The sequence below is a fragment of the Herbidospora galbida genome, assembly GCF_005233835.1.
GTDB lineage: Bacteria > Actinomycetota > Actinomycetes > Streptosporangiales > Streptosporangiaceae > Herbidospora > Herbidospora galbida.
The window spans coordinates 1-17,649 of sequence record NZ_SZQA01000075.1; the positions used below are offsets into that span (position 1 = coordinate 1).

The 17,649-nt window shown below is 70.4% G+C and carries 12 protein-coding genes and 1 pseudogene; 7 read left to right on the forward strand and 6 right to left on the reverse strand.

Annotated features, from left to right (window positions below; genetic code table 11):
* Window positions 1–72: 72 nt before the first annotated feature.
* Window positions 73–1,118 (forward strand): annotated as a pseudogene (locus FDA94_RS37805) (IS5 family transposase).
* Between the two features lie 28 nt (window positions 1,119–1,146).
* Here the strand turns inward: FDA94_RS37805 and FDA94_RS37810 are convergent.
* Complete coding sequence (locus FDA94_RS37810; RefSeq protein ID WP_170991304.1) at window positions 1,147–1,782, reverse strand: TetR/AcrR family transcriptional regulator; 636 nt, start codon at window positions 1,780–1,782, stop codon at window positions 1,147–1,149.
* Window positions 1,783–1,858: 76 nt separating this feature from the next.
* Between FDA94_RS37810 and FDA94_RS37815 the strand changes: the two genes are divergently transcribed.
* The gene (locus tag FDA94_RS37815; RefSeq protein ID WP_170991305.1) at window positions 1,859–2,350 is read left to right on the forward strand and encodes a cupin domain-containing protein; all 492 of its coding nucleotides are present in this window, start codon (window positions 1,859–1,861) and stop codon (window positions 2,348–2,350) included.
* Window positions 2,347–3,351 (forward strand): NAD-dependent epimerase/dehydratase family protein, encoded by a 1,005-nt coding sequence (locus tag FDA94_RS37820; RefSeq protein WP_137251830.1) that lies wholly within the window; start codon window positions 2,347–2,349, stop codon window positions 3,349–3,351. The genes FDA94_RS37815 and FDA94_RS37820 overlap by 4 nt, the downstream gene beginning before the upstream one ends.
* A gap of 263 nt (window positions 3,352–3,614) precedes the next feature.
* On the opposite strand, the gene FDA94_RS40895 is transcribed toward FDA94_RS37820, so the two are convergent.
* Complete coding sequence (locus FDA94_RS40895) at window positions 3,615–4,478, reverse strand: SEC-C domain-containing protein (protein ID WP_246060371.1); 864 nt, start codon at window positions 4,476–4,478, stop codon at window positions 3,615–3,617.
* A 140-nt stretch (window positions 4,479–4,618) separates the two neighbouring features.
* Between FDA94_RS40895 and FDA94_RS37830 the strand changes: the two genes are divergently transcribed.
* Window positions 4,619–6,013 (forward strand): amidase, encoded by a 1,395-nt coding sequence (locus tag FDA94_RS37830; RefSeq protein ID WP_212735693.1) that lies wholly within the window; start codon window positions 4,619–4,621, stop codon window positions 6,011–6,013.
* Here the strand turns inward: FDA94_RS37830 and FDA94_RS37835 are convergent.
* Window positions 5,964–6,467 (reverse strand): hypothetical protein, encoded by a 504-nt coding sequence (locus FDA94_RS37835; protein WP_137251832.1) that lies wholly within the window; start codon window positions 6,465–6,467, stop codon window positions 5,964–5,966. The two genes, FDA94_RS37830 and FDA94_RS37835, sit on opposite strands and share 50 nt — an antisense overlap.
* A gap of 53 nt (window positions 6,468–6,520) precedes the next feature.
* Here FDA94_RS37835 and murA point away from each other — a divergent pair, with 53 nt between their 5' ends.
* Window positions 6,521–7,828: a UDP-N-acetylglucosamine 1-carboxyvinyltransferase gene (gene murA / locus FDA94_RS37840; protein WP_137251833.1), complete on the forward strand. Its 1,308-nt coding sequence runs from the start codon at window positions 6,521–6,523 to the stop codon at window positions 7,826–7,828.
* A 149-nt stretch (window positions 7,829–7,977) separates the two neighbouring features.
* Here murA and FDA94_RS37845 read toward each other — a convergent pair whose 3' ends face one another.
* Both FDA94_RS37845 and dnaE read right to left on the reverse strand, forming a co-directional pair.
* Window positions 7,978–10,218: a transglycosylase domain-containing protein gene (locus tag FDA94_RS37845; RefSeq protein WP_137251834.1), complete on the reverse strand. Its 2,241-nt coding sequence runs from the start codon at window positions 10,216–10,218 to the stop codon at window positions 7,978–7,980.
* Between the two features lie 74 nt (window positions 10,219–10,292).
* Window positions 10,293–13,814, reverse strand: coding sequence for a DNA polymerase III subunit alpha (gene dnaE / locus FDA94_RS37850; protein WP_137251835.1), 3,522 nt, complete (start codon window positions 13,812–13,814; stop codon window positions 10,293–10,295).
* A gap of 95 nt (window positions 13,815–13,909) precedes the next feature.
* Between dnaE and FDA94_RS37855 the strand changes: the two genes are divergently transcribed.
* A complete protein-coding gene (locus FDA94_RS37855) occupies window positions 13,910–15,304 on the forward strand; it encodes an amino acid permease (RefSeq protein ID WP_246060372.1) in 1,395 nt (464 codons plus the stop codon).
* Here the strand turns inward: FDA94_RS37855 and FDA94_RS41410 are convergent.
* Entirely contained in the window at window positions 15,246–16,016 is a 771-nt protein-coding gene (locus tag FDA94_RS41410; RefSeq protein WP_137251836.1) for a chorismate mutase, read from the reverse strand. The two genes, FDA94_RS37855 and FDA94_RS41410, sit on opposite strands and share 59 nt — an antisense overlap.
* A gap of 85 nt (window positions 16,017–16,101) precedes the next feature.
* Between FDA94_RS41410 and FDA94_RS40175 the strand changes: the two genes are divergently transcribed.
* Window positions 16,102–17,472 (forward strand): serine/threonine-protein kinase, encoded by a 1,371-nt coding sequence (locus FDA94_RS40175; protein ID WP_137251837.1) that lies wholly within the window; start codon window positions 16,102–16,104, stop codon window positions 17,470–17,472.
* Window positions 17,473–17,649: the final 177 nt, after the last annotated feature.

The window sequence follows — 17,649 nt, forward strand, 5'->3', positions numbered from 1 at the left end:
CTAGGAGCTGTTCTGAGTTCGGATCTTGGTGAGGTCCGGTGGTGGGCTGGCCATGGCTGATAGAACCCGGTTGTGGCGCGTTTTGATGTGACCGATGCCGAGTGGGCGTTGATCGAGCCGTTGGTGCCGGTGGCGGCCACCGGGCCGCTGCCAAGGCGGGTGCGTGACCAGTTCAACGGGATCCTGTGGCGCTTCCGCACCGGGTCGGGGTGGCGTGACGTGCCGGAACGATACGGGCCCTGGTCGACGATCTACTCCCGTTTCAACGGCTGGGCCAAGGCCGGGGTGTTCCAGGGGCTGATGGATGGGCTGATCGCCGAGGCCGCCTCACGGGGGCAGGTCGGGTTGGAACTGGTCAGTGTGGATTCCACGATCGTGCGGGCGCATCAGGAATCATCCGGGCTGGCGGTGGCCGGGGAGACCCTGGACGCGCTGGAACAGGCCCTGACCGAGGAAAAGGGGGCTCCGCTGGAGGAACAGCCGCCGGTGCTGCGGGTCATGGGCCGCGGGTCACACCCGTCGGAGAAGGAGATCAGGCGGGTGGCGGGGCTGCGCCGGGCGATGCGGACTCAGGCCAGGATCGTGCGATCACACGGCGCCGCCGCAAAGCCCGCGCCAGGGCCCGGCTCGGGCGATCCCGGGGCGGGCTGAGCAGCAAGATCCACGCCGTGGTCGATGCCGCCGGGCTGCCCCTGGCGTTCGTGCTGACCCCGGGGCAGGCGGGCGACTGCCCGCGCTTCCCGGCCGTCCTGGACAAGATTCGTATCCCCGGTCCGGCCGGTCGGCCGCGGACCCGTCCTGGTGCGGTGGCCGCGGACAAGGCCTACTCCTCCAAGGCCAACCGTGCTTACCTGCGCCTACGCCGGATCATCGCGGTCATTCCGGAGAAGAGCGACCAGCAGGCCAACCGGAAGCGGAAGGGCTCGGCCGGCGGGCGGCCGGTCGGTTTCGACCCGAAGCTCTACCGGCGGCGCAACACCGTGGAGCGCTGCTTCCAGAAGATCAAGACCTGGCGCGGGTTAGCCAACCGCTACGACAAAACCCCGGAAAGCTACGAGGCCGGACTCCACCTGCGAGGCTCGATCATGTGGCTGAAACTCCTCACCTCAACCACATGATCCGAACCTCGAACAGCTCCTGGAGTCGTCAGCGGGTCTCAGAGAAGATCATGGCGAGAACGGCCTGCCGGCACCAGTCGCGCCACTGCCCGGACGTCCATCCGTATTCGCCGACGAGGGTCTGGTAGCTGGCGGGCCCCATGAGCATCAGCAAGATGTCGGTGGCCTGCCGGCGGGGCAGGCCGGGCCGCAGTGGCGCCTTCGCGGCGAGAAGTTCGACGAACTGCGACCAGGACTCCCGGCGCAGGCGTTCGTTGTGGGCGCGGATCCGGGCGGGTTCCGGGTCGTGGGAGGCGGTCTTGACGTAGTCGTCGAGGGGCGCGGTGCGGGCCAGCACGTCGGCGACGGCGTCGACGAGGACGCGCAACGCCTCATCGAGATCCGGGGTGGCGACCATGGCCGCATACCAGGGCTGCTGCTCCGGCGGGCCGTCGGCGTCGCCGATGACCGCCCGCTCGTAGACGTTCTGCAGCAGTTCGGCCTTGGTCCGGAATGTGAAGTAGAGCGTCTGCACGGCGACGCCGGCCTCCACCGCGATGTCGGCCATCGTCGTCGCCGGATAGCCCCGCTGAGTGAACAGCCGGTAGGCGGCATCGATCATCCGCGCCCGGGTCTGCGCCGCCTTTCCCTGACGATTCTGCCGTCCGGCCTTGACTTCGCCCATGATCCGGCAAACGATACTGGATAACTCGCTAGTGACATCACTAGTGGTACCACCAGTGAGATGTCTGGAGGTTGCGATGACTGTTGCGGCGGTGATCTCCGCCGACGAGGGCGACCCGGTTCCCGCGCTCGGCATGGAGATGAAGGTGCGCCGGCGGCACCTCGACGGGCTGTTCGTCGTGGAGGCGACGATCGGCCCCGGCGCGGTGGTCTTTCCCCACACCCACTCCCGTGAGGACGAGTGTTCCTACCTTCTGTCCGGTGAACTGACGTATCTGATCGGCGACGAGGTGCGGGTGGCGTCCGCCGGGTCCTACGTGGTGCGGCCCCGGGGCATCCGGCACGCGTTCTGGAACGCCCTTGGGACTCCGGCGCGGATCATCGAGATGCACACTCCCGCGACGTTCGACGGTTTCTACGACCGGGTGGGCGCGATCCTCACCGGACCCGGCCTGGACACACCCCGGGGGCGGGCGGCGTTCGACGAGCTGAGCGCCGAATACGGCCTGGTACAGCACTGGGACCAGGTCCCCGGGCTGATCGACCGATACGGGATGGGGCGGCGATGAGCACGGTCTTCGTCACCGGCGGGTCCGGGTTCATCGGCGCCGCGCTGATCCCCGCGCTGCACACCGCCGGGCACCGCACGGTCGCCCTGGCCCGCAGCGATCAGGCGGCCGACCGGGTCGCCGCACTGGGCGCCCGTCCCGTCCGCGCCGACCTGTCGGACCAGGACGCGCTGACCCGGGCCATGGCCGGGTGTGACGCGGTGATCCACGCCGCCGCCCGGATGCGCGGCGGACGTCCGGCCGCCTTCCACGACGACAACGTCACGGGCACCCGCAATCTGCTGGCCGCGGCGCGATCGGCGGGGACGCCCCGGTTCGTCCACGTCGGAGCAGCCGGCTGTCTCGTCGGCGGCCGGCGGCCGATCCTCGGCGCGGACGAGTCGTGGACGCTCCACCGGCCCGCCTACTCGCCCTATCTGACCACCAAGACGATCAGCGACCACGACGTGCGCCGCGCCAATGCTCCCGGTCTCACCACCTGCGTGGTCCGTCCCGGCTGGGTGTGGGGCGACGGCGACCCGATATTCGAACAGATCGTCACCGCCGCGCGCGAGGGCAAGATGGTGCTCATCGACGGCGGCCGGCACCCCGTTGTCACCTCCCACCGGGACAACACCGTCAGCGGTGTCCTCGCCGCCCTCGACCACGGCCAAGGCGGGGAGGGCTACTACGTGTTCGACGAGGAGACCACCACCATCGGCGAGTTCCTGACCGCGCTGCTGAGCACCCGGGAACTGCCCCGCCCGGCCCGCAGCATCCCCTATCCGCTGGCACGGACCGTGGCGAACACCCTGGAGTTCGCCCATCGGCTCCTGCGCCGTCCCGGTGAACCCCCGATCACCCGGATGCTCGTCGAGTTCAACGGCCGCCCCTTCGACGTCAGCGACCGCAAGGCGCGCGCCGAACTCGGCTACCGTCCCCTCACCACGCGTGCCGCCGGTCTCGCCCGCATGCGCGGCGTCACGACCAGGAGCTGTTCTGAATTCGGATCATGTGGTTGAGGTGAGGAGCTTCAGCCACATGGTCACGCCGCGTAAGTGGAGTGTCATAGCGGGTGGCTGACCCCGCGCCAGGTCTTCATCTTCTGGAAACCATCCCGATCCGGTACGGAACCGCCACAAGATCCCGTTGAACTGATCACGCACCCGCCGGGGCAGCGGCCCGGTGGCCGGCATCGGTCACATCAAAACGCGCCACATCCGGTTCTACCAGCCACGGCCAGCCCACCACCGGCCCTCACCTAGATCCGAACCCCAAACAGCTCCTAGACGGGCGAGCCGCAGCACTTCTTGTACTTGCGCTCGGACCCGCACCAGCACCCGTCGTTGCGCCCCGGCGGCCAGGCGATGTCGCCGGCCGGGTCGGCCAGGGCGACCAGCGCCAGGCGCTCCTCCTCCGAGGAGGGGGCATCCTCCTCAAGGCGGACGACCGCGACCCTGGTCTCGAGGTCGGCCTGCCGGAAGCGCGCCTCCAGCGCCCGCAGGTCGTCGCCGGGCACGTAGGGCAGCCGCACGGTCGGCTTCTTCTCGATCACCGGCTGGGTGGTCTTCGGGGCGGCCGGCTCGGCCGTGACATGGGCCTCGACCTGGTCGGACAGCGGGCCGGGGCCGCCGAAGCGCCGGCGCAGCAGGTCGAGGTAGCGGACGGTCGCGGGCGGGCGGCCCAGGTCGAGCGCGAGCCGCAGGCCGTCGTCGAGGAGGTCGGCGGCGAACGCCGGGTCGAACGGGCCGGCGATCATCGCCGCCGCCGGGTAGAACTCCTCGTCGCGCTCGTCGGCGGGCAGCCGGGCGAGTTCGGCCCGCCGGGTGCGCAGCAGGCGCAGCGCCGTGGCCGAGTCGCCGAGCTGGCCGTGCAGCTCGGCCATCGGGGTGCGCAGCGGGCCGGTCAGGGCCGGTTCCACGCCGATCAGGTCGTGGAGGAGGTCGAGGGTGTCCTGCTCCCACCCGTCGACGGTGTAGTCGTCGATGAGCTCCACGACGTAGGCCGGGATGCGCCGGTCGCCCCGGGCTCTCGGGTCCATGAGGGCGTCGGCGAGCAGTTCCCAGGCGGCCTTCTCCTCGCCCCGGTCGTAGGCGCGCTCGAGCGCGGCGTCGAGGTCGAGTGGGCCGAAGAGATGGTCCGGAAGCACCAGGGCACCCTACCGAGGGTGTAGCCGAGGTTCACCTTCCCGGAGGACGAAACGGGCATACCTCCGGGCGTACCTTCGGATCACACGGTCGGCGGCGGCGCGGGGGCCCGCCGTCCGGCCGCTCGGCTATGGTGGCGCCGGTGACGGAACTGCACTATCTCACCGCGTCGGAGACCTCGGCCCTGCTGCGTGCCCGGGAGATCAGCGCGGCCGAGGTCACCCAGGCTCACCTCGACCGCATCGAGGCGGTCAATCCGCAGGTCAACGCGATCGTGACGGTCACCGCCGAACGGGCCCTCGACCGGGCCCGTGAGCTCGACGCCGGTGAGTGGCAGGGGCCGCTGCACGGGCTGCCGGTCGCGCACAAGGACCTGGTGTCGACCAAGGGGGTCCGGACCACGTTCGGGTCGGCGCTGTTCGCCGACCACGTCCCGACCGTCGACGACCTCATCGTCCGCAGGGTCCGCGACGCGGGCGGGGTGATGATCGGGAAGACGAACACGCCGGAGTTCGGCACCGGCTCCCACACCGTCAACGAGGTCTTCGGGGCCACCCGCAACCCCTACGACCTGACCAAGTCGGCCGGCGGGTCGAGCGGCGGCGCGGCGGCGGCGCTGGCGGCGGGGATGACGCCGCTGGCCGACGGCTCCGACATGGGCGGCTCGCTGCGCAACCCGGCCTCGTTCTGCAACATCGTCGGGCTGCGGCCCACGCCCGGGCGGGTGCCGTCGAAGTCGACGACCGCCGCGTGGTTCACACTGGGCGTGTCGGGGCCGATGGCGCGGACCGTACAGGACCTGGCCCTGTTCCTGACCGCCGTCGCGGGGCCCGACCCGAGTTCTCCGCTGTCGATCCAGGAGGACCCGTCGGTCTTCGGCGGCTCCCTGGAGACCGACGTCAGCCGGTTGCGCATCGCCTATTCCCCCAGCCTCGGCGGGCTGCCGGTCGACGGCGAGACGGCCCGGGTGACCGCCCAGGCGGCCGAGGCCTTCCGCGGGCTGGGCGCCACCGTCGAGCACGCCGACCTGAACCTGACGGGCGCCGACGAGGCCTTCCGCACCTACCGCGCCTGGTGGTACGCCGCCACCTACGGCGACCTGGAGGGCGTCGGCGAGAACGTGCGCTGGAACGTCGAGAAGGGCCGCGAGGTCACCGGCGACGACCTGGCGAGGGCCGAGAAGCTGCGCACCCGCCTCTGGCACCGCGTGAACGGCTTCTTCGGCACCTGGGACTACCTGATCGCCCCGGTCAGCCAGGTCCCGCCGTTCCCGGTCGAAGATCCCTATGTACGTTCCGTCGACGGCCTCCAGATGCCCGACTACCTGGCCTGGATGCGCTCCTGCTACCTGATCAGCGTGCTCGGGGTCCCGGCCCTGTCGGTGCCGTGCGGCTTCACCGAGACCGGGCTGCCGGTCGGCGTGCAGATCATCGGCCGCCCCTGGGACGACCTCGGCGTCATCAAGGTCGGCCACGCGTTCGAGCGGGTCACGAGGGCGGGATCGGTCCGTCCATCGCTTTGCGCTCCCGGTAGGTGACCGCGAACTCGCGCGCCCAGAACACCCCGGCCGCGAGCACCGCCCAGAACACCAGCACGCCCTTGGCCGTCACGCCCAGCAGGTCACGGGTCGCGAACTCCCCCGCCGAGGTCGCGGCCCGCACGACCTCGCCCCCCATCGACGACCCGATGAGGTAGGCCGTGAACGACCCGGCCAGCCCGCCGGCCCCGAGCCCCAGGACGATCGGCAGCCCGTCGTCACCGGCCCTCTGGTAGGCGATCAGCCCCGCGATCAGCCCGAGGGTCGCGGTGATCAGTGCGAAGTAGCCGTCGGCCGCGATGAGCGCCTGGGTGTTCGGATCGGCCACCCGCCACGCGCCTTCGTAGAGGACGTATCGGGTGCGCGGCGCGAGGAACGACCACAGGAATCCCGCGGGCACCCCCAGCACCGCGAGGAGCAGGACCGTCCCACCGAAGTACTTCACAGGCCGCACCGTCCCGATGGTACCTACCTAGACCAGGCGGGCCACGCCGTTAGCATTGGCGGGTGAACGAACAAGCGTGGCTCATCGAACCCTCCGGTCCGCTGCGGGGGGACGTCGAGGTCCGAGGGTCCAAGAACGCCGTGTCCAAGCACATGGTCGCGGCCATGCTGGGCGACGGTCCGAGCACCCTGCACAACGCCCCCGAGGTCGGCGAGGTCCACCTGACCGCCGCCATGCTGGAGGCCCTGGGCATCCACGTCGAGATCGGCGACGGCGAGATCACCCTGGAACGCGGCAGCGTCATCGAGCCGAGGGTCCCGGAGAAGTACACCGGCCTCAACCGGATCCCCATCCTGATGCTCGGCCCGCTCCTCCACCTGGCGGGCGAGGCGTTCGTGCCGATGGTCGGCGGCGACCCCATCGGCCGCCGCCCGGTCAACTTCCACCTCGAGGCGCTGCGCTCCATGGGCGCCGAGATCATCGAGGACGAAAGCGGCATCACGGCCAAGGCCTCCCGCCTCCACGGGACCCGCATCACCCTCCCCTACCCGAGCGTCGGCGCGACCGAGACCATCCTGATGACGGCGGTCCTGGCCGAGGGCAAGACGGTCATCAAGGGCGCCGCCATGGAGCCCGAGGTCGTCGAGCTCGCGCTCTACCTCCAGCGCATGGGCGCGATGATCGAGCTGTCCCCCGACCGCCGCATCGTCATCGAGGGCGTCGAGAAGCTCCACGGCGCCTCGACCTGGCTGGCCGGCGACCGCATCGAGGCCTTCTCCTACCTCGTCGCGGGCCTGGTCACGGGCGGCGAGGTGCGCGTCCACGGCTGCCCGCAGGACCGTCTGGTCACCGCGATCACGACCCTGGCCCGCATGGGTGCCCGGTTCGACATCACCGACGACTGGCTGACCGCCTCGGCCCCCGACGGCCTGCGCGCCGCCGCCGTGCAGACCGACACCCACCCCGGGTTCATGACCGACTGGCAGACGCCGCTCATGGTCCTGTTCACCCGGGCCGAGGGCATGTCGGTCCTGCACGAGACGGTCTTCGAGAACCGGCTGGTGTACGTCCCGGCGCTGCAGAAGATGGGCTGCGAGATCGAGGTCTTCTCCCAGTGCCTCGGCGGCCCGGCCTGCCGCTACCACGACACCAACGCCAAGCACTCGGCGGTCGTCCGCGGCGTCTCCAAGCTGCGCGGCGCCGACGTGACGCTCCCCGACATCCGGGCGGGCTTCTCGGCGGTCCTCGCGGCGGCGGTGGCCGAGGGCACCTCGACCCTGCGCGGCGTGAACCACATCGAGCGCGGCTACCACCGCCCGTTCGACCAGTTCACCTCGCTGGGCCTGAAGATCCGCCGTACCGACGTCTGACGCCTTCTCGATGGCCGTGACCTCACCGGGGTCACGGCCATCTCAGGTTCCGCCGCCGGACCCCGGGACGAGCCGGCGGTCCCGCACCCCCCGCACCTCAAAGCCGGCGTAGAACGGAACGAGGAGCACGACCGGGGAGCCGACGGGAATCAGTCGCGGCGGCGGCGGCCGTCGCCCTCCATCCGCGGGTCGCCCCGGTAGTAGTCGTCGCGGGGGCCGCGCCGGTAGGAGTCGTCCTCCGGGTAGAGGTTGCCGTCCTCGTCCTCGTACCAGTACTCGTACTCGACGTCGCCGCGCTCGGCGGCCATCGCCTCGCGGAGGCCGGGCGTGAAGCCGCCGCCGAAGCGGCCCATGTCGGGGGCGGTGAAGTCGGTGGCCGGGGTGTCGCGCAGGGCGCCCTGCATCGAGTCGACCCAGATCGGGCCCGGAAGCGAGGCCCCCTGGACCGAGCCGTAGGTCTGGCCTCCGATGCTGACCCCGTTCAGGGGGTACTTGTACGACCCCCGGATGTCTCCGACGCTCACGGCGGCGGCCAGGTTCGGGGTGTACCCGGCGAACCACGCCGACGTGTAGTTGTTGTTGGTCCCGGTCTTCCCGGCGGCCGGACGGCCGATCGACTGGCCCTTCATCGTCCCCTGCGTGAAGACCCCGGAGAGCACCTCGTTCACCGCGTCGGCCACCGCCGGGTCGACGGTCGCCGAACAGCTCGGCGGGATCTCCACCCGCCGCCCGTCGCGTTCGACGATCTCGGTGATGGCGACCGGCTTGCAGTACTTGCCGCGCGCCCCGAACGTCGCGATGGCCGAGGCGACCGTCAGGGGGTCCATCTCGTTGACGCCGAGGGTGAACGTCGGCACCTCCGACAGCTTCCCGCCGTCGGCGCGCTGGATGCCGAGCGCCTTGGCGGTCCGGATGACGTCGCAGAGGCCGACCTCGCGCTCCAGCATCATGAAGAAGATGTTGGACGACTTCCACGTCCCCAGCTCCAGGCTGTAGGGGCCGCCCTTGCCCTCGCCGGACGCGTTGTAGATCTTCGCGCCGGGGTCGTTGACCGGTTTGCCGGCGCAGTCGGTGAAGCCCTCCGACGGGACGAACACGCCGGGCGTGTCGAACCCCTGGCCGAACTTCCACCCCTTGGCCAGCGCGGTCGCCAAGGTGAAGATCTTGAAGGTCGAGCCCGCCTGGAAGCCCATGCCGCCCCCGTGGGCGGTGTCGGCGGGCAGGTTGAAGGTCGTGTTGGGGCCGGTGACCTTGCCGCCGGGGTTGCTGCCGTAGCGCTTGCTGGCCGCCAGCGCCCTGATGCGGCCCGTGCCGGGCTCGACCATGGCCTCGGCCGCCACCTCGGTGTCCTCGGCCGCGACGCGCGCCTCGATGGCCTTGTTCGCCGCCTTCTGGGCGGTCGCGTCGAGCGTGGTCTTCAGGGTGAGGCCGCCCCGCTGGAGGCGGCGCTCGCGGTCGGCCCGGGAATGGCCGAACGCGGGGTTGGCGAGGATCTCGTGCTGGACGTACACGCAGAAGAAGGGATAGTCCGACTCGGCGCACCCGCCGGGTTCCGACCGCATGTTGAGCCCGAGCGCCTGCGACTTCGCGGCGGCCGCCACGATGGGGGTGATCTTGCCGAGCTCGGCCATCCGGTCGAGCACCAGGTCGCGCCGCTGCTGCAGCTTCTCGCGCTGCTCCTCGCCGCGCGCCGGGTCGGTCGAGTAGGGCGTCCGGACCGCCCCCGCCAGCGCCGCCGCCTGGCCCAGGGTGAGGTCCTTCGCCGACACGCCGAAGAACCGCCGGGCCGCCGCCTGGACGCCGAACGCGCCCGCGCCGAAGTAGGCGATGTTCAGGTAGCGCTCCAGGATCTGGTCTTTGGAGTACTTCTCCTCCAGCGCCAGCGCGTAGCGCATCTCGGTGAACTTGCGGCGGATGCTGCGGACCTGCGCGGAGTCGCGTTCCTTGTCCGACTCGGCCCGGTTGACCAGGATGTTCTTCACGAGCTGCTGGGTCAGCGACGAACCGCCCTGGCGGATGCCGCCGGCCTGGGTGTTGGCGATCAGCGCCCGGACCGTGCCCCGCACGTCGAGGCCGGCGTGCTCGTAGAAGCGGGCGTCCTCGATCGCGACGATCGCCTCGCGCATCGGCTTGGAGACCTGGTCGATCGTGACCGACTGCCGGTTCTGGGAGTAGAACTGGGCGAACTGGCGGCCGTCTTTGTCGACCAGCCGGGTCACCTCGGGCAGCGGGTCTTCGCGGGGCGGCGGCGGGAGCTTGGTGATGGTCCCGGCCGCCGTGTTGCTCGCCACCCCGGCCCCGGCGACGATCGGCGCGACCAACGCCGCCGCCAGGACCCCGCCGAGTGCGCCGCAGACCGCCAGCCCACCGGCCGTCGTGACCCGTGCCATGCCGCTCCCCCCGAAACAGCTCGACAACCAGGGGGAACCAGCGTCAACCTAACACAGCGTAACGTCTGGTAACGCTACGCCCCCAGGCAGGCCGGCCCGAGGAGCTGTTTGAGGTCGCCCATCAGGGCCGGGCTCGGGGTCACCCGCAGGCGGTCGTCGAGGCGCATCACGGTCGTACGCGGCCCGTTGTGGACCTGGAGGTGCACCTCGGTCGTGCCGGGATGGGTGGTCAGCACCTCTTTGAGGCGGCCGACGACCGGCGGGGTGACCCGGGCCATGGCCAGGCTGACCACCAGCGGGCCGCCCGACTCGACCGTCAGGTCGGGCTGGGTGACCTCCATGGCGATGATCTTGGCGACGTCTTCGCGCTTGTCGATGCGGCCCTTGACGAAGACGATCGCGTCTTCGGCCAGGATCGTGGCGCACAGCTGGTAGGCCGACGGGAAGATCATCACCTCGATCGAGCCGCCGAGGTCTTCGAGCTGGGTGAGGACCCAGGTGTCGCCCTTCTTGGTGACCTTGCGCTGCACGCCGCTGAGGATGCCGCCGACCGTGACGATCTGGCCGTCGGGCCGGGAGTCGTCTTGAAGGGCGGTGATCGAGCAGTCGGCGCCGCTCGACAGGATGTGCTCGACGCCGAGGAGCGGGTGGTCGGAGACGTAGAGGCCGAGCATCTCGCGCTCGAACTGCAGGACGGTGTTCTTGTCCCATTCACCCTCGGGGATGGTCACGTCGAAGGTCTGGTCCTCACCGCCGTCGACCGCGCCGAACAGCGAGTCCTGCCCGATGGCCTCGTTCTTCTTGATGTCGATGATCGCGTCGACGGCCTGCTCGTGGATCATCACCAGGCCCTTGCGGACGTGGCCCATCGAGTCGTACGCCCCCGCCTTGATCAGCGACTCGATGACCCGCTTGTTGCAGACCTGGGCCGGGACCTTGCGCAGGAAGTCCTTGAAGTCGGTGAAGCGGCCCTTCTCCTTGCGGGCGGCGATGATGCCGTCGACGACGTTGCCGCCGACGTTGCGGATCGCCGACAGGCCGAAGCGGATGTCGGCGCCGCGCGGGGTGAAGTCGAAGTCGGAGTCGCTGACGTCGGGCGGCAGCACCTTGATGCCCATGTGGCGGCACTCGTTGAGGTAGAGCGCCGACTTGTCCTTGTCGTCCTTGACGCTCGTGAGCAGGGCGGCCATGTACTCGGCGCGGTAGTTGGCCTTGAGGTAGGCCGTCCAGTAGGAGACCAGGCCGTATCCGGCGGTGTGGGCCTTGTTGAAGGCGTAGTCGGAGAACGGCAGCAGGATGTCCCACAGGGCCTTGATGGCCTCTTTGGAGTAGCCGTTGTCGCGCATGCCCTTCTCGAAGAACTCGTACTGCTTGTCGAGTTCCGACTTCTTCTTCTTGCCCATCGCGCGGCGGAGCAGGTCGGCGCCGCCGAGCGAGTACCCCGCGACGCGCTGGGCGATGGCCATGACCTGCTCCTGGTAGACGATCAGGCCGTAGGTCGTGGACAGGATGTCGGCGAGGGGCTCTTCGAGCTCCGGGTGGATCGGCGTCATCTCCTGCTGCTTGTTCTTGCGCAGCGCGTAGTTGGTGTGGGAGTTGGCGCCCATCGGGCCGGGACGGTAGAGCGCGAGGGCGGCGGAGATGTCCTCGAAGTTGTCGGGGCGCATCAGCCGCAGGAGGGTGCGCATGCCGCCGCCGTCGAGCTGGAAGATGCCGAGGGTGTCGCCGCGGGCCAGCAGCTCGTAGGTCTTGGCGTCGTCGAGCGGCAGGTCGAGCAGCTCGATCTTGTTGCCGGTGTTGAGCTCGACCATCTTCAGGCAGTCGTCGATGATCGTCAGGTTGCGCAGGCCGAGGAAGTCCATCTTCAGCAGGCCGAGCGTCTCGCAGGTCGGGTAGTCGAACTGCGTGATGATCGCGCCGTCGGAGTCGCGGCGCATGATCGGGATGTAGTCGGTCAGCACCTCCGACGACATGATCACGCCGGCGGCGTGGACGCCGGTCTGCCGGATCAGGCCCTCAAGACCGCGCCCGAGGTCGATGGTCGCCTTGACGTCGACGTCTTCTTCGTAGAGTTTGCGCAGCTCACCGGCTTCGTTGTAGCGCGGGTGGTCGCTGTCGAAGATGCCGGAGAGCGGGATGTCCTTGCCCATCACGGCGGGCGGGAAGGCCTTGGAGACCTTGTCACCGAGCGCGTAGGGGTAGCCCAGGACGCGGCCGGCGTCCTTCACGGCCGCTTTCGCCTTGATCGTGCCGAAGGTGGCGATCATGGCGACCTTGTCGGAGCCCCACTTCTCGGTGACGTACCTGATCACGTCGGCGCGCCTGCGCTCGTCGAAGTCGATGTCGACGTCGGGCATGGAGACGCGCTCGGGGTTGAGGAACCGCTCGAAGTAGAGGCCGAACGGGATCGGGTCGAGGTCGGTGATGCCCAGCGAGTAGGCGACCAGCGAGCCCGCCGCCGAACCACGGCCCGGGCCGACCCGGATGCCGTTGTTCTTGGCCCACATGATGAAGTCGGCGACCACGAGGAAGTAGCTCGGGAAGCCCATCTGCACGATGACGCGCAGCTCGTTCTCGACCCACTCGCGGTGCTCGTCGTCGACGCCGCCGGGGAAGCGGCGGTGCATGCCCTTCCAGACCTCCTGGCGGAAGAACTCCTCCTCGGTCATCCCGTCGGGGATGGGGTAGGTCGGCATCAGGTTCTTGTGCTGGAAGAACCCGGTGGGGTCGACCTTCTCGGCGACCAGGAGGGTGTTGCGGCACCCCTCCTGCCACAGGTCGGAGGAGTCGACGGCGCGCATCTCGTCGGCGGTCTTGATGTAGTAGCCGCTGCCGTCGAACCGGAACCGGCCGGGGTCGGAGAGCTGCTTGCCGGTCTGGACGCACAGGAGAGCGTCGTGCGACTGGGCGTCGGACTCGTAGGTGTAGTGGGAGTCGTTGGTGACCAGCGGCGGGATGTCGAGCTCCCGGGAGATCCGGGTCAGGCCGTCGCGGACCCGGCGCTCGATGTCGAGGCCGTGGTCCATGATCTCAAGGAAGTAGTTCTCCTTGCCGAAGATGTCCTGAAATTTCGCCGCCGCCTTGACGGCCTCGTCGTACTGGCCGAGGCGCAGCCGGGTCTGCACCTCGCCCGACGGGCAGCCGGTGGTGGCCATCAGGCCCTCGGAGTGCTCGGCCAGGATCTCGGCGTCCATGCGGGCCCACTTGCGGTGGAAGCCCTCGGTGTAGGCGCGCGAGGACAGCTTCATCAGGTTGTGGAGGCCGGCGCGGTTCTTCGCCCAGATCGTCATGTGGGTGTAGAAGCCACCCGCCGAGACGTCGTCGCTCTTCTGGTGGGGCTCGCCCCACAGGACCGGCTTCTTGTTGAAGCGGGCGTCGGGGGCGACGTAGGCCTCGATGCCGATGATCGGCTTCACCTCGGCGGCGGTGGCCTGCCGGTAGAACTCGTAGGCGCCGTGCATGTTGCCGTGGTCGGTGATCGCGATGGCGGGCATGCCCTGCTCGCCCACCAGTTTGAACATCTGCTTCAGCCGGGCCGCACCGTCGAGCATCGAGTACTCGGTGTGGACGTGCAGATGCACAAACGAATCGCCCATGAGACCCCCATCTTCCGACCGATGGAGGTAGAGCCTACGCGTGATCACCTCCCCGCACGAATACGGTCGCGGAAGAGATCTTCCGGGGGGAAAAGGTGGAGAAAACCAATCTCGACGAGGGGTATTCGCACGCCCTCGGCAAGCGCCAGGTCCAGATGATCGCGATCGGCGGGGCCATCGGCGTCGGCCTGTTCCTCGGCTCCGGAGGCCGCTTCGCCGCCGCCGGACCGGCCCTGGTGATCTCGTACGCCGTCGCCGGCATCGCCGCCTTCTTCGTCATGCGGGCCCTCGGCGAGCTGGTCAGCTACCGGCCCACCTCCGGTTCCTTCGTCTCCTACGCCACCGAGTTCGTCGGCCCCTGGGCCGGGTTCGCCAGCGGCTGGATGTACTGGGTCAACTGGGCCGCCACGGGCGTCGCCGAGCTGACCGCCATCGCGATCTACGTGCACCTGTGGGCGCCCGACTTCCCGCGCTGGCTCACCGCGCTGATCGCGCTGGGGGTCGTGCTGGTGGTGAACCTGGCGTCGGTGAAGGCGTTCGGCGAGCTGGAGTTCTGGTTCGCGCTGCTCAAGGTGGTCGCGATCGTGACCTTCCTGATCGTCGGGCTCTACCTGGTGATCTTCTCGATCGGCGGGGCCACGCCGTCGAACCTGGTCTCCCACGGCGGGTTCTTCCCGCTGGGGTTCGGGCCCGTCTTCATGAGCCTCCAGGCGGTGGTCTTCGCGTACGCCGCCATCGAGCTCGTCGGCATCGCGGCCGGCGAGACCAAGGACCCCGACAAGGTGCTCCCGAAGGCCGTCAACAGCGTCATCTGGCGCATCGCGATCTTCTACGTCGGGTCGGTGCTGCTGCTCGGGATGGTGCTGCCATGGACGTCGTACGGCCCCGGCGAGTCCCCCTTCGTGACGGTGTTCACCCAGCTCGGGGTGCCCTGGGCGGGCGACGTGATGAACCTGATCGTGATCACGGCGGCGCTGTCGTCGTGCAACTCCGGGCTCTACTCCACCGGGCGCATCCTGCGGTCGATGGGGCAGCGCGGCGAGGCCCCCCGGTTCACCCGGTCGCTGAGCTCCCGGCACGTGCCGGTGGGCGGGATCCTCATGACGGCCGTCGTCTACGTGGTGGGGGTGGCGGTGTACTCGTACATCCCCGAGAGGGCCTTCACCATCGCGGTGGCGATCTCCTCCCTCGGCACGATCACCACGTGGGGCACCCTGATCTACTGCCAGATCAAGCTGCGCCAGGCCTGGACGCGCGGTGAACTGCCCAAGCCGGCGTTCCTGATGCCGGGGTCGCCCTACACGAACTGGCTGACGCTGGGCTTCCTGGCGCTGGTGGTGGTCTTGATGCCGTTCGCCGACGAGGACCAGCGGCTGGCCTTCTACCTGATCCCGGTCCTGGCGGGCGGGATCTGGGGCGGCTGGCGGCTGGTCAACGCGAAGCGCGCGCCGGCCACTCACGTTCAGCAGCGTGTAGTCCCGCCTCAATGACGGCCGCCATGATCGGCCGCAGGCCCGGTTCGCCCAGGCGCGGCGCGCGCTGCGCCATCGCGGCGACCACCTTGCGCTCCCGCTCGGGGTCGCGCCCGGCGAACCCGCCGACGGGCTTGAGCCGCTGGATCGCCCCGGCCAGTTCGGCCCGGCGCTCCAGGATGACGGCGAGGGCGGCGTCGGTCCGGTCGATCGCCGCGCGGGCCTGAGGCAGGTCCTCCGGCGCCTCAGGGCGCACCACGGCGCCGATCAGGCGGGCGTCCTCCACAGCGGCGTCGACGACCTCGGAGGGCGCGTCAGGGTCGAGCAGGAGCCCGTCGGCCCCCGCCGCGACGGCGGCCCCGGCGAGCACCGCGTCCTTCCCCAGGTCGACGATCACCGGCCGCCCCGACTCCGCGCGGGCGGCCTTCATGAGCGCCAGGTCGGGCACCGCCTCGCAGAGCACGACCGACGGGTTCCCCTCGGCCTCGCAGCGGTCGGCGGCGGTCAGCCACTCCATGAGCGAGGCCTCGCGCGGTCGTCTGAGGATCACCGGCAGCGCGAGCCGCGCGGCGGCCCGGACGAGCGCCAGGTCGTCGACGACGACCGCGACTGCGGGACCGGCGAGGGCGTCGAGTTCGACCGAAGGCGACAACTCGACGAGCAGCGGACCCCCGAGGACCGCGACCGGCCGCCCTTCTCCGATGGTCAGATCCGCGATCCGTACGGACATGTCGTGAGATTACCAGGGCAGTACTGCTCGCGTTTGATCCCTTTGCCATCCATGGGACGATTCATGGGTTCTGGAAGGGGTGGGGATGACGAACGCGGAAGGCCGACTCGTCGGGGGCCGGTACCACTTGATAGAACCCATCGGCCGGGGCGGCATGGGCATCGTGTGGCGGGCCCATGACGAGCTGCTCGACCGCGCCGTGGCGGTGAAGGAGGTCCGGTACGACAGCGCGATGGGCGACGAGCTGCCCGAGCTGAACCGCCGGACCATGCGTGAGGCGCGCGCCGCCGGGCGGCTGACCCATCCGAATGTGGTCGTCGTCCACGACGTGATCGAGGAGGACGGGCGGCCCTGGATCATCATGCAGCTCGTCGAGTCGCGGTCGCTGGGGCAGGTGATCAGGCAGGACGGCCCGCTGACGCCCAAACGGGCGACCGAGATCGGCCTGCAGATCCTCGACGCGCTCCGGGCCGCCCACGCGCAGGGCGTGTTACACCGTGACGTGAAGCCCGAGAACGTGCTGCTCGCCGACGACGGGCGCGTGGTGCTGACCGACTTCGGCATCGCGCGGGTCGAGACCGACTCGACGATGACCCGCACCGGCCTGGTCGGCACCCCCGCCTTCATCGCGCCCGAGCGGTTGCGCGGCGGCCCCGCCCAGCGCGAGTCCGACCTGTGGTCGCTCGGCGCGACCCTCTACGCCGCCGTCGAGGGCCGCCCGCCCCACGACAAGGGCATGGCGATGGCGACCATGCACGCCGTGCTGACCGAGCCGCCCGACCCCGCCAGGAACGCCGGATCGCTGCGCCCCGTCCTCGACCGCCTCCTGGAGAAGGACCCGGCGACCCGGCCCGGCTACGACGAGACCGCCCGCCTGCTCCGCCGCGCGGCGACCGAGCAGGCCGCGCCCCGTCCCGTCGACGCCTCCGGCTGGCCGTCGCCGCCCTCCCCGCAGCGTTCCGGCCGGGCCAACGGCGTGCCGAAACCGTCGGCGGTGCCCCCGGAGGCCTTCGAGGCGACCGACCCCGACCTGCCGACGACCCCGACCAAACACCCCAAGAAATCCGGTTCCGGACGCCCCGACGACGCCCCGGCCGAATCCCCGGCCGAATCCCCGGTCGGCGGACGCCGAACCGCCGGGGCCGCAGACCGGAGACGCGATCCCGGCCCAGCGCCCGGCCGAGGCGGCCAAACCCGCCGCGAAACCCGCGAGGAAGCCGGTGAAACCGGCGACGGGCGCGAAGGCGGCCGGCAAGCCCGCCGAGCCGGCCGAAAGCGCCCCCGACGACTCCGCCGCAGGCAAGGCCGCCGGGGCCGCGGCAGGGGCCGCCTCCAGCCGGGACGCGGCCAAGGCCTCCCCCGACGCGCCGGCCAAGAAGCCCGCCGGAAGCGGGGCCACCGGTCCCGGCGCGGGCAAGAAGGCCGACTCCGCCCCCGCCGGCACGACCGACGGTGACGTCAGGCCCGAGCGCGTGCGCGAGTTCGCGCAGGAGGACGGCGCGGAGTCCCGCAAGGAACCGGCCGCCGAGCCCAAGCCCGCCCCCAAGCCCGGCAACCGCCGCCCTCCGAGCGCCCCTTACGGCGGCGCCGGGGTGCGTCCGGGCGCGGGCCGTCCCGTCGAGGCGCCGCGGCC

What these genes read in the sequence shown, in the direction of transcription:
- dnaE (WP_137251835.1), bottom strand. Translation starts at nt 13,814, where the DNA reads ATGGGCGATTCGTTTGTGCATCTGCACGTCCACACCGAGTACTCGATG.
- FDA94_RS37845 (WP_137251834.1), bottom strand. Translation starts at nt 10,218, where the DNA reads ATGGCACGGGTCACGACGGCCGGTGGGCTGGCGGTCTGCGGCGCACTC.
- FDA94_RS37820 (WP_137251830.1), top strand. Translation starts at nt 2,347, where the DNA reads ATGAGCACGGTCTTCGTCACCGGCGGGTCCGGGTTCATCGGCGCCGCG.
- FDA94_RS41410 (WP_137251836.1), bottom strand. Translation starts at nt 16,016, where the DNA reads ATGTCCGTACGGATCGCGGATCTGACCATCGGAGAAGGGCGGCCGGTC.
- FDA94_RS37815 (WP_170991305.1), top strand. Translation starts at nt 1,859, where the DNA reads ATGACTGTTGCGGCGGTGATCTCCGCCGACGAGGGCGACCCGGTTCCC.
- FDA94_RS40175 (WP_137251837.1), top strand. Translation starts at nt 16,102, where the DNA reads ATGACGAACGCGGAAGGCCGACTCGTCGGGGGCCGGTACCACTTGATA.
- FDA94_RS37810 (WP_170991304.1), bottom strand. Translation starts at nt 1,782, where the DNA reads ATGGGCGAAGTCAAGGCCGGACGGCAGAATCGTCAGGGAAAGGCGGCG.